Annotated in this window: 10 protein-coding genes; all 10 read right to left on the bottom strand. The window is 71.9% G+C overall.

Features of this window, described 5'->3' with window-relative positions; all coding sequences use genetic code 11:
• Nucleotides 1–950: hypothetical protein (locus ACWGIG_RS30805; protein WP_453324966.1), on the bottom strand; the 950-nt coding region annotated here is incomplete at its 3' end.
• 5 nt (nucleotides 951–955) lie between these two features.
• Nucleotides 956–2239 (bottom strand): DUF4910 domain-containing protein, encoded by a 1284-nt coding sequence (locus tag ACWGIG_RS30800; RefSeq protein WP_453324968.1) that lies wholly within the window; start codon nucleotides 2237–2239, stop codon nucleotides 956–958.
• Nucleotides 2227–3252, bottom strand: coding sequence for an NAD-dependent epimerase/dehydratase family protein (locus ACWGIG_RS30795; protein WP_453324965.1), 1026 nt, complete (start codon nucleotides 3250–3252; stop codon nucleotides 2227–2229). The genes ACWGIG_RS30800 and ACWGIG_RS30795 overlap by 13 nt, the downstream gene beginning before the upstream one ends.
• A 3-nt stretch (nucleotides 3253–3255) precedes the next feature.
• Nucleotides 3256–3903: a PIG-L deacetylase family protein gene (locus tag ACWGIG_RS30790; RefSeq protein ID WP_453324964.1), complete on the bottom strand. Its 648-nt coding sequence runs from the start codon at nucleotides 3901–3903 to the stop codon at nucleotides 3256–3258.
• Nucleotides 3900–4694 (bottom strand): glucose-1-phosphate cytidylyltransferase, encoded by a 795-nt coding sequence (locus ACWGIG_RS30785; RefSeq protein WP_453324963.1) that lies wholly within the window; start codon nucleotides 4692–4694, stop codon nucleotides 3900–3902. Before ACWGIG_RS30785 ends, ACWGIG_RS30790 begins: the two co-directional genes overlap by 4 nt.
• A gap of 13 nt (nucleotides 4695–4707) precedes the next feature.
• The gene (locus ACWGIG_RS30780; protein ID WP_453324962.1) at nucleotides 4708–5943 is read right to left on the bottom strand and encodes a class I SAM-dependent methyltransferase; all 1236 of its coding nucleotides are present in this window, start codon (nucleotides 5941–5943) and stop codon (nucleotides 4708–4710) included.
• Entirely contained in the window at nucleotides 5940–7217 is a 1278-nt protein-coding gene (locus ACWGIG_RS30775; protein WP_453324967.1) for a glycosyltransferase, read from the bottom strand. The genes ACWGIG_RS30780 and ACWGIG_RS30775 overlap by 4 nt, the downstream gene beginning before the upstream one ends.
• 2 nt (nucleotides 7218–7219) lie before the next feature.
• Nucleotides 7220–8554: an O-antigen ligase domain-containing protein gene (locus ACWGIG_RS30770; RefSeq protein WP_453324961.1), complete on the bottom strand. Its 1335-nt coding sequence runs from the start codon at nucleotides 8552–8554 to the stop codon at nucleotides 7220–7222.
• A 1-nt stretch (nucleotide 8555) separates the two neighbouring features.
• Complete coding sequence (locus tag ACWGIG_RS30765; protein WP_453324960.1) at nucleotides 8556–10112, bottom strand: right-handed parallel beta-helix repeat-containing protein; 1557 nt, start codon at nucleotides 10110–10112, stop codon at nucleotides 8556–8558.
• Nucleotides 10113–10120: 8 nt separating this feature from the next.
• Nucleotides 10121–11663, bottom strand: a 1543-nt coding sequence (locus ACWGIG_RS30760; protein WP_453324959.1) for a heparinase II/III family protein, incomplete at its 5' end; no start/stop codon positions are given.

Genomic DNA, 11663 nt, shown 5'->3' with positions numbered 1-11663 from the left:
CCCCACAGCAGCGCGGCGACGGCCTGCCCGCCGCCGAGCAGGAAACAGAACCGGGCGACACGGCTCGGGGCCTGCCGCAGGACCCGAGCCGCCTCCGCGACGGTGACCAGCGAAAGGCCCATCAGCAGGGCCAGGAACGGGCCGAGCAGAAGCTCCGCGCCCCGGATCGCGCCCACCGCACCGACTCCGACGAGTCCGCCGAGTCCGTACGCCCGCAGTTGGGCCGCGCCGCTGAGGCTGACGTTCTCGACCAAGTACCGCAATCCGAGGTCCCGTTGTTCGCGGAGCCACCCGAGGGAGCGCGTCGCCCGGGGCAGGATGCCGGACTGGAAGCAGCCGAAGAGCGCGGCCACCGCGGCGGACGCACCCCAGGCCAGCACGAACGCCGCCACGGTGCCCACGCGGGCCGCGACCAGCATGGCCGGGACCAGCGCGACGCCCCACACGAGGTCGTTGACGAACGCCTTGCGCCCGCTGCCCGCGGCGAAGAACGCGAACCGCCAGGCGTCCTGGAGCAGCAGCCCCGGCAGGACCACGCCCAGACACGCGAAGGCGGTCCCCACCGGGCCGCCGACGACAGGACCGACCAGCAGACACAGCCCGCCGAGCACGGCGGCGACGCCGAGCGCGGCCCCCGTCGACCGGGCCGCCGCCGTCCGCCAGGACGCCTGGGGCACACCGCTGAAGCGCACCACGAGCGGATCGGTGGCCAGCCCGCGGGCGACGTTGAGCACCAGGCCGTACGTCAGCCAGGCCAGGCTGAACACGCCGAACGCGGTCAGCCCGAGCGAGCGCGCCACGTACAGCCCCACCGCGAAGTTGGTCATGCTGGAGGCCGCCTGGTCGGCGAGCCCCCAGGACAGCCGCCCGGCCATGGCCCGCCCGGCGGACGGCCGTGGCCGCCCGTCCCGGCCCGCCTCTCTCGTCGGCTTCTCCCCCTCGGTGGTCATCGGCTTCACGCCTTGATCAGCCCGGCACCGTGCAGGGCTTCGGCCGCGACGGCGACGGCGGCGAACGGCAGCGCCGCCCGTTCGGCGACGTCCAGGAGACTGTGCGCGCCGTCGGACATGCTCAGCACCCACAGCATCGCCAGCTGCGCCTGCTTCGCGTCACTGCGTCCGCCGAGCGAGTCGTACAGCCCGCGCCGCCCCAACTGCGGTTCGCCGTAAGGGCTGAGGTTGACGTAGCACCGGTTGCGGTCGAGCACGGCGAACGCCTCGCGGCAGACGGCGAGGGTGTCCGCCATCGCCTCCGGGGTGACGAAGTCCGGGTTGTCCGCCGAGGTGTGGTACTCGGGGTATCCGGCGTACGGGGTCCGGCTGAGCGAGCCCACGCCGAGATCGAACCCGGGCGAGCAGAACTGCCGCTCGTCGTAGCCGTACGGGGTGAACTCGGTGATCCGGTGCGGGCGTTCGGAGGATTCCAGCACGTGCCGCAGCACCCGGTCGATCTCGGCGTCGCCGCGTCTGCTCTGTTTGTACGTCAGTTGGCCCCGGTCGCCCGCACAGGCCAGCACCAGGCCGTGCTTGACGCGCTCGATCCGCTCCGAGTTGCGCGCCAGCCAGGTGATCGCCCCGATGGTGCCGGGCGCGAAGATGAACCGGTAGGTGTAGTAGGGCGTTTGCTCCGCCAGCGCCCTGGCCAGGAACGTCGCCACCGCGATCCCGGCCAGGTTGTCGTTGGCCAGCGACGGGTGGCAGACGTGGCAGGAGACGATCACCTCGTCGGGGACCTGCCCGGGTACCACGTGCTCGGCGTAGGTGAGGTGGCCGTCGGCGAGCGTGGAGTCGACGCGCACCTCGTACTCGCCCTCCGGCAGCGCGTCCAAGGTGTCCTGGGCGAGGCAGAACCCCCATTGGGGCGTGTAGTAACTGGTGCGGTACGGCACCCGGTTCGGCTGGTCCGGCAGGGTGTGCAGGTGTGCGCGCAGCTCGGAAAGCGGCATGGTCCTCGACACCGGCACGCTGTAGCCGAGCACGTGCAGGCTGGACGCGGCGAAGTCGACGACCCGGTTGCCCGCGGCGTCGGCGATGTACGCGTCCCGAATGTTCCACTCCTGCGGCACCGTCCAGTCGAGCACCTGCGTCCCGGTCGGCACTTCGTGGACCTGGAGCGGAAGGTACTCGTCGACGATCTCCAGAGTGGCGCGCACCCCGTCGCCCGTGATGCTCCGGCACAGCGGGTACAGCCGCTCCACCAGCGCGTGCATCTGCTCGCCGGGCGCGGTCATCGGCGCCAGCGCAGGGTGTCGTCGACCGTGCCGGCCTCGGACGCCGCGCGCAGCACGGCGAGGCGGGTGAAACGCCGCTCGAAGTCCTCCCGGGTCAGCCCGAACTTCCGGTAGGCGTCGGCGAGTTCGAGCGCGCCCCGCTTCACCGTCCACTCGCAGTCGAAGCCGGGGATCGCGGCGCGGAACCGGGCGAAGTCCACCCGGTAGGAGCGCGGGTCGGCGCCGTTCTCCCCGGTGATCACGACCTTCGCGCCGGGCACCGCCTCGGCGACCTGCTCGGCGATCTCGGCGACCGTGACGTTGTTGACCTCGCTGCCGATGTTGAACGCCCGGTCGTGCACCGTTTCCCGGGGCGCGGTCAGCGAGGCCGCGAAGGCCCGGGCGATGTCGCCGGCGTGCACCAGTGGACGCCAGGGGGTGCCGTCGGACAGCACGAGGACTTCGCCCGACAGGAGCGCATGGCCCACCAGGTTGTTCAGCACGATGTCGGCGCGCAGCCGGGGCGAGTGACCGAAGGCGGTGGCGTTGCGCATGTACACCGGGCTGAAGCCGTCGTCGGCCAGTGCGTGCAGGTCGTCCTCCACCCGCACCTTGGACTCCGCGTACGGCGTCACCGGGCGCAGCGGGGCGTCCTCGGTCACCAGGTCCCCGCCGCCGGCGGCGCCGTACACCGAGCAGGTCGACGCGTACAGGAAACGCTTCACCCCGGCGTCGCGGGCCAGCCGGGCCAGCCGTACGGACGCGTGGTGGTTGATGTCGTAGGTGAGGTCCGGGGCGAGGGAGCCCAGCGGGTCGTTGGACAGTGCGGCCAGGTGGATCACGGCGTCCACCCCGGCCACGTGGTCGGCGGTGACGTCGCGCAGGTCCACCCGGTGCCCCGGCGGGTCCGCGGGCGGCGGGCCCAGCACGCAGTCGGCGAAGAGTCCGGCGTCGAGTCCTACGACCTCGTGCCCGGCGGCTTCCAGGACCGGGGCCATCACGGTGCCCAGGTAGCCCTGGTGTCCGGTCAGCAGTACGCGCAAGGTTCAGTCCCCCAGATTGAGAGTGAGTTTGGTGACGGCGAACGCCTCGGCGTAGCGCGCGTGGCATTCGATGCCCCGGATCCGTGCGAGTCCGAGGAAGGCTTCCCGGTCGTACCAGGGCCGGTGCCGCTGCGAGGGGTAGTGCTCCTGCAACAGCCGCACCTTCTGTTCGGCGACCTCGTGCGACAGCGGCTGGTACGCCCCCATCCGGCCGAGATCGCCGTCCCACTTGACGATCTCGTAGCCGAGCACGAGGTGGTCGCGGAACGCGGTGGGCAGCAGTTGCGCCAGGGCGCGGTGGTCCTGGTGCGCGTCTTCGGTGCGCGGGGCCAGCACCAGATCCGGCTCGGTCTGCAGCCGCAGCTCCTCGACCGCGGCCTTGGCCTCGTCCCAGTGCGCGGGCATCCGGCCGTCCGGCAGCTTGAGCACGGTCAGGCGCAGGTCGGCGCCCGGGCAGAAGGCGGCGAGCGCGGCCTGCTCCTCCTGCTCCCGCTCGGTGCCGCCGCCGGAGAGCACCAGCGCGTCGATACGGACACCCGGCCGCGCACGGCACAGCGTCAGCAGCGTGCCGCCGGCGCCGATGGCGATGTCGTCGCAGTGCGCGCCCACCGCGACGATCCGGTCCAGCGGCCCGGCCCCGAGCCGGATCACGCGCCTGCCCCCACGCCGTTCCGCTCCCACACGGCCCACGGCCGGTCGCCGCGCGCGTACGCCTCGTCGAGCGCCGCCCGCTCCTTCACCGTGTCGGTCGGCTTCCAGAATCCGCGGTGCCGGTGCGCGACCAGGCGTCCCTGCTTGGCGAGTTGACCGCAGCCGTCGGCGACCAGGTCGCCGTTCTCGGGTATGTGGTCGAAGACTTCCTGACGGAGCACGAAGTAGCCGCCGTTCTCCCACAGTGGCATGTCGCTCACCGCGGTGATGCCCCCCACCAGGCCGTCCTCGCCCAACTCGACGCAGTGGAAAGAGGATTGGGGCGGCACCACCATCATCGACGCCCCGGCGTCACGCCCGGCGAAGGAGTCGATCATCTCCGGCAGCGGGGCGTCGGTGAGCACGTCGGCGTAGTTGGCGAGGAACATCTCCTCGCCGTCCAGGTGGTGGCGCACCCGGCGCAGCCGCTCCCCGATCGGCGACTCGATGCCGGTCTGCGCGAACGTGATCGTCCAGTCGGCGATGTCCGTGGACAGCAGCTCGGTCCGCCCGCCCCGCAGCACGAAGTCGTTGGACGTCGTCTCCTCGTAGTTCAGGAAGAAGTCCTTGATGTGGTGCGCCCCGTACCCGAGGCACAGGATGAACTCGGTGTGCCCGAAGTAGGCGTAGTAGCGCATGACGTGCCAGATCAGCGGCCGGGGGCCGACCATCGCCATCGGTTTGGGCACGTCGTCGGAGGTTCCGTTGCGCATGCGCAGCCCGTAACCGCCGCAGAACAGTACGACCTTCATGCTGCGAACTCCTTCACGGCGTGACCTCGACAATGCTCAGTTCCGGAATCGGGAAGACCAGCCGGCCGCCCCACTCGTGCACGAAGGACAACTGCTCGATCAGCTCGTCCCGCAGGTTCCAGGGCAGGACGAGTACGTAGTCCGGCTTGTCGGCCGCTATCTGCTCGGGCGGCAGGATCGGGATGCGGCTGCCCGGGGTGAACCTGCCGTGCTTGTAGGGGTTGCGGTCGACCGTGTACGCGAGCAGGTCGGGCCGGATGCCGCAGTGGTTGAGCAGGGTGTTGCCCTTGCCCGGGGCGCCGTAGCCGACGACGCTCTCGCCGCGCTCGGCCGCATCGATCAGGAACCGCAGGAGGTCCCTGCGTACCTTGGCCACCCGGGCGGAGAACTCGGTGTACCCGGACAGCTCCTGGAGCCCGGCGGCCTTCTCCCGGTCCAGGACGTCGGCCACCCGGCGGGACGGCTCACCGGCCACTTCTGCGGGGCGCGCCCACAACCGGATCGAGCCGCCGTGCGTGGGCAGCAACTCCACGTCCACCAGGGCCAGTCCACCGCCGGCGAGCGCCCGGATCGCGGACGCCACCGTGTAGTACTGGAAGTGCTCGTGGTAGATCGTGTCGTACTGGTTCTCCTCGATCAGCGTCAGCAGGTGCTGCACCTCGATGGAGACCCAGCCGTCGTCGGCGACCAGGGCGCGCAGTCCCCGGGTGAACCCGACGACGTCGGGGATGTGCGCGTACACGTTGTTCGCCACGACCAGGTCGGCCGGGCCGTGCTCGGCACGGACGGCCGCACCGGTGTCCGGGCTCAGGAACTCCGTGAGCGTGGGCACCCCCGCGTCCCGCGCCGCGGCGCCGACGTTCACCGACGGCTCGATGCCCAGGCAGCGGACGTCGCGGTCCACCAGGTGCTTCAGCAGGTACCCGTCGTTGCTCGCGACCTCGACCACGAAGGCGTCGGGGCCGAGCTCCAGCCGTTGTACGGCGTCGGCGACGAAGGTGCGCGCGTGCTCCACCCAGGAGGTCGAGAAGGAGGAGAAGTACGCGTACTCGCTGAACGTGTCCTCCGGCGTGATCAGCGGCGGGATCTGCGCGAGCCAGCAGTCGGTGCAGACCCGCAGGTGCAGCGGGTAGGCGGGCTCCGGCCGGTCCAGTTGGTCCGCGGCGAGAAAGCTCTCGCACGGCGGGGTCGCCCCGAGATCGACGACGCTGGTCAGCGCCGCCGAGCCGCAGAGTCGGCATCCTGTCATCTACTGCCCCCATCCCTGCCCGGGCGGGTGCTCCGCCGCGGGCCGGCGTGTGTGTTCCCTGTAGGCGGCGCGCCGTCCGCGCCGCCGGACCGACCCGCGATCGCGGTGCGGTACCCCTCCACCAGGCGCTCAAGACCGACGGCCGGGCTGAAGTCCTTTTCGTAACGGCGCCTGGCCGCCCGGCCCATCTCCCGGTTGCGGGCAGGCTCCGCCGCGATCCGGCGTATGCAGGACGCGAGCGAGACGGCGTCGCCCGGCCGGTGCAGCAGCCCGGTCACCCCGTCCTCGACGAGCTCGGCGAAGGCGCCGTGACCGGCGGCGACGGCCGGGACCCCGGCAGCCATCGCCTCCGCGGCCACCAGGCCGAAGGTCTCCCTGGCCATCGAGGGAGCCACCACGGCGACCGACCGCGCGACGGCCTGCCGGCACTGGTCCGGGTCGTACAGGCCGACGTACCGCACGTCGTCCCGGCCCGCCGCCCAGGCGGTCACCTCTCCCTCCAGCGGCCCCGCGCCGGCGAGCACGAGCGGCACGCCGACGCCGCCGCCCGCCGCGACCTCGTCCCACGCGGCCATGAGCAGCCGCACGCCCTTGGACTCCGTGAGCCGGCCGAGGAAGAGCAGGTGCTCACCCGGGCCCTCCCGGCGGGCGCCCGGGTCGGGTACGAAGTTGTGCTTCACCGCCAGCCGTTCGGACGGCATGCCGGACCGCACCAGGAGCTCGCGCTGCGCCGCGGAGATGCAGAAGAACCGCTCCACGCCGGACCACCACCGCCGCCTGTTGACGAGCAGGCCGACCGCGAGCGGCACCGTCGCCAGCCGGGAGTTCCGGTAGCAGCCGTGCCGGACGGCGGGCAGCGACGCCGCCGACCCGACGCACTCGGTGCACAGCCTGCCGTCCCGGTGCAGCGTGCCGGGCGGGCAGACCTGGGTGTAGTTGTGCAGCGTGGCGACGGCGGGCACGCCGACGTCGGCGCAGGCGGCCAGCACCGCGGGCGACAGGAGGGGGAAGACGTTGTGGACGTGCACCACGTCGGGGCGTGGGGCGCGGAGCCGGGCGGCGAGCTCGGCGCGGACCGCCGGGTTCCACGGCACGAGCAGCGGCACCGCGACCTTGCCCGGCAGGGACCGGGCGGCGATGTCGTCGCTGCGCCGCTCGAACAGCTCGACCCGGTGGCCGGCCGCGCGCAGCAGCTCCACCTCCTGGTCGACGACCCTGTTCTCCCCGCTCGGCTGCGCCGAGGAGTAACGGTTGTGCACCACGATGACGTGCATGCTCAAAATCGCCTCCGGGCCCATCGGGGCACATGTGGTCGAGGGGTCGCTGGCGCCGGGAGCGGCGTGGCCGCGGCAGGTGCCGCAAGCAGCGAGGCGGCCAGGGCCAGGTGCAGCAGGTACGCCGAGGCGTCGCCGAGACCGGCCTCGGTGTACGACGAGATCGCGACGTAGCTGATCAGGAAGATCGCGCAGGCCCTCGGCAGCGACGGTGGCCGCAGCAACGCGACGCCGCCGAGCACGAGGAACATCGCCACCACGACGGCGGTGCCGGTCAGACCCTGCTCGTCGTAAACGGCCAGCCAGCTGTTGTCGATCGGCAGCCCGCCGAACGACTTGTCGCCAAGACCCGTGCCGAAGAGCTGTTCCGAGCCGGTCCTGGGGGCCGCCAGCAGGGCGTCCCAGACCTTGGCCCGGCCGGTGAGGCTGGTGAAGTACTCCTGGCTCTGTCCGCGCAGGAACCACGCCTGCAGCGCGGAGGCGAATCCCACCGCGGCCACCGCGGCGCACAGCACCGCCCAGGCGAAGAAACGGCGGGCGGCGGCGCTGGTCAGGGCGAGCGAGCCGATCGCCAGGACCAACGAGACGAGCAGGCCGATCGTGGCCGTCCGGGTATGGGTCAGCGCGAGCAGGACGAGGGACGGCACGATGACCAGCGCCGCGCTGCCCCGGGTGGTCCTGCGGCCCAGCACGAGCAGCACGGTGAGCCCGGTGATCACCGCCGCGTACTGTCCGATCTGCGGTGGGGTGAGCGGCCACAACGCGCCGACCAGCCGCCCGCCGTAGAGCTCGGGCATGGCCGCGCCCGGTGAGAGGACCAGGCCGACGGCCGCCGTGCCGAGCACCACGAAGTACATCCGTATGTGGCTCCGTACGAACGTCAGGCTGCCGTCCCACCAGCGGCTGAGCAGCCACAGCGTGCCGACGAAGAGAGCCAGCCGGGCGCACCGGAACAGCGCGCCGAACCCGGACTCCAGGTTCGCGCTGGAGATCACGCTCGGCACCAGCAGCAGGGTGAGCAGGAGCAGGAAGGCGCTCGCCCGGATGCGCAGCCGGAGGTTGACCGCGAGCGCCAGGGCGAACGCGGCGACCAGTGCGCCCATGGTGACCATCTGGATGAGGGAGCGGGGCAGCGGGAAGATGGTCTGCGCCCCGGCGGAGCCGAGCACGTTGAGGCCCAGCAGCGCCCAGGCCACCCCGACGGTCTTCGGGGTGCCGACGGGACGCGGTGCGGCGCCGGGCCGGGCGCCCGCCGCACCGGCTCCGCGCGCCGTCTCGGCTCCGCCCGTCGTGTCCGGTCCGCCCGGTGGCCCACCGCGTACGAGGTCCGCTCCCATCTCAGCCACCGGCCTGCGGGGCGAAGGTGCTGCCCGCGTCCTGCCGGAACGGAGCGTCCTGCCACTGCTGGGAGTCGACCTGCCGGCCCGGGTCGTCGGTGACGAAGCTCCACGGTCCGCGGTAGACGTTGTCGCGCCAGCGGTTGTGCTGCTTGTGGAGGAGCGCCTGGGACACCTTCTTGGCCTTGTAAGGCGACCAGTCCGGATAGGTGCCGTAGTTGGACAGCACCGCCATGCGTCCGCACTCCGTCGTGCACTCGACGACGGACGTGTCCAGCACGAAGCGGTTGTCGTGGATGTCCACCCGCTGGGTCTTCCACCGGCAGTCGTCGTAGAGCGGCGCGGTGGCGATCGCCGGCTGCGCGCAGCGCTTGGTGTCCTTCACCAGCAACGTGCAGTATCCGGTCGAGGTGTTGGCCGGGCTGTTGCAGAACCGGTTGGAGTTCTCCCACAGGGTGATCCCGTTCCAGTTGTTCTCCAGCACGTTCCGATAGATCTCGATCTTGTCCGTGCGGGCCCGGATCCGTGGTTCGCCGCCGGCCTCGGACACGTAGACGGTCGCGTACGGGAAGTTGTCGCCGCGCTTGGCGGAACCGCCGCCCTCGACCCAGTTGTTCCGCCGCATCGTGTTGTTCCGGATGACCGCGTTGTAGCTGGTCTCGTACATGAGGGCGACGCCGTCGTTGGCCTCGAACAGGTTGTTCTCGAAGAGGAAGTCGTTGTTGTTGTTGTCCGCCCACAACCCGGCTCCGCGGTTGTCGTGCACCCAATTGCCGCGGATGTCGGCGCCGTTGACGGCCCAGAACTTGATCCCTCCCGTGCAGCCGCAGCCCGGCTTCTGCTTCTCCCAGTCGCCGGTGTTGTTGCCCACGACCTCGTTGCCCTCGACCACCAGACCGCGGATGGAGTCGCCCTTCTTGTACGCGTTCATGCCGTACTGGCCGTTGTCGCGCAGGCAGCTGGCGCGAACCTGCTGGCGGGCACCGGCCATCATCCCGGCGCCCGAGTTGTTCTGGATCGTCGCGTGCTCGATCACCCACCCGTCGGACGAGCTGTTGTTGACCACGCCCTCGTCGTGCGGCGCGACGAATCCCTGGACGGTCAGGTGGCGGATGGTGACGTCGGTGGCTTCGCCGCCGAACGCGTACTGGTTGGTCCTGCGGCCGTCGAGCACCGCGCCCGGCGCGCCGAGGTAGCGGTTCCCCTTCTTGGGGATGACCTGGGCGTACTGCTCCGGCACGAGCGTGTGCCTGCCCGGTCGCAGCCAGAACGTGGTGCGCGCAGGACTGCTTTCGGTCTTCCTGGCCAGGTCACCGACGACCGCGGGGTCGACCGTCACCGCACCCGCCGGCGCCTTCGCCGGCCCGGCCTCGGGCTTGGCGCACACCCGGGCCACGGACGCGGAGGGCGCTCCGGAGACGGACGACGCCCCGGCCGCGGAGGACGTACCGCTCGGCTTCGCCGGCCCGTCCGGCGTGCTCGTACAGCCGGTCGCCGCCAGCAGGACCAGCACCAGCGGCGCCGCCGGTAACGCCCCGTACCGCCACTTGATCCCCACGCGTCCCCCTAGCCCCGGAACCTGAGTACGGTGGTGAACTCCCCGGACAGCGCGGTGCCGCCGGCGCTGTGCTGTCGAGGGAGGGCGGTGCCGACCAGCGTGGTGGTGGGTTCCTTGCGCCCGAAGCCGGGGGAGTACCAGCCCAGAATGGGGTTTCCCCTGGTCGAAGAGCTTGGGGAAGGGCCGCCCTCGCCGCGGTGTGCCCGCCAGGACAGCTGTTCCGGCAGATCGAGTACGGCGGAGCGGGCCTCGCCGTCGCGGGTCCAGGTGAGCTCTGCCCGGTTCTCCACCAGATCCGCGGTGATCGCCGGGCCGAGGTGGAAGGCCAGCCGCGCGGTCCTGTACGGGCCGCGCACCTCGTCGACCACCCGCAACTCCTTTGCCGCGGAGTTGAGTTCCACCCGGCGGCGGTGCACGGAGCCCTGGTATCCGTCGTGCTCGGCGCACCAGCGGGCCACGCCCGCGCCGGATGCGTCCGCGACCAGGACGCGGCTGCGGGCGTGCCGGGTCCACAGGAACGGGCCGCCGGACACGGACTGGTCACCGCCGTCCAGTTGCAGCGTGTTGTGGCCGAGGGTCGACCGGAAGTACTGCCTCCACTCGGGCTGCCCGTGGTAGCAGTACGTCCCCGGGTCGGCGAGCACATCGACCCCGTCGTGCCGGACCTCCACGGACAGCGCGTCCGCGTGGGCGTGCGCGGCGATGGACAGGAAGCCGTGCGGACCGCCGTCGCAGCGGCACCAGATCTCCTCCGGGCCGCGCAGGATGGTGAGCCCCGCGTCGGTGAAGTGGGCCGGGCGGCTCGCCGGGCGGGCCACCGCCGGTGCGGTTCCGTTCTTCGGGTACGGCCGGACGAGCGCGGCCAGCAGCGGGGTGCGCACATCGGTGCCCGTGACCGGCGGCCACCAGTCGAGCCTGCCGAACACGGCTTCCCCGGTGGCCAGCAGCGAGGCCCAGCGGTCGGTGCCCGGACCGTCCACGACCAGACCGTGCCCGTCGTCCGCGTCCCCCTGGCGCGGCGGTCGCAGCCTGCCGTCCACGACGGCCGCGAGCGCGTCGGTCATCCGCAGCAGCACCAGCCGGACCGACGCGGGGACCGGCACGCCTGCGGCGTCCGCCTCCGCCACCGCGGCCAGGCCGAGCTCCAGCACGAGTCCGTGGTACTCGGTGGCCAGCTCGCGGTTGAGGCCGGAGGGGAAGGTGTTGCTCCGCAGGTGCCGCTCCAGCGAGCGCAGCGCGTCGGCCCGCCAGCGCGCCGAGGAGGGGAACCACCCGAACGCGCAGGCCGCGGCGAACTGCCCGGCCGCCTCGGCGACGACGTGGTTGTTGGCCGAAGAACCCCGGCTGGGGAAGGCGGCCAGCCAGCGCTGATGGTGCCAGATCTGGTGCAGCGCCACCGGGTTGCCCTCGAACAGGGCGGCCACGCCCGGCCAGCCGTCGAGCAGCCGGCGGATCCACACCCAGGACAGCAGCCGGATGCCCAGCTCGATGCCGCTGATCCAGTGCACGCCGCGCTGCGGCGGGTTGGACGCCCACCTGGACCGCAGGTGC

Source organism: Streptomyces sp. NPDC054863 (assembly GCF_053610825.1).
The sequence above is the reverse complement of the archived record's forward strand: the minus strand, read 5'-3'. Positions and strand labels throughout refer to the sequence as shown.

Bases quoted from the DNA above. Each gene is read 5' to 3' on its own strand.
- ACWGIG_RS30785 (WP_453324963.1), bottom strand. From the start codon at position 4,694: ATGAAGGTCGTACTGTTCTGCGGCGGTTACGGGCTGCGCATGCGCAAC.
- ACWGIG_RS30780 (WP_453324962.1), bottom strand. From the start codon at position 5,943: ATGACAGGATGCCGACTCTGCGGCTCGGCGGCGCTGACCAGCGTCGTC.
- ACWGIG_RS30775 (WP_453324967.1), bottom strand. From the start codon at position 7,217: ATGCACGTCATCGTGGTGCACAACCGTTACTCCTCGGCGCAGCCGAGC.
- ACWGIG_RS30770 (WP_453324961.1), bottom strand. From the start codon at position 8,554: ATGGGAGCGGACCTCGTACGCGGTGGGCCACCGGGCGGACCGGACACG.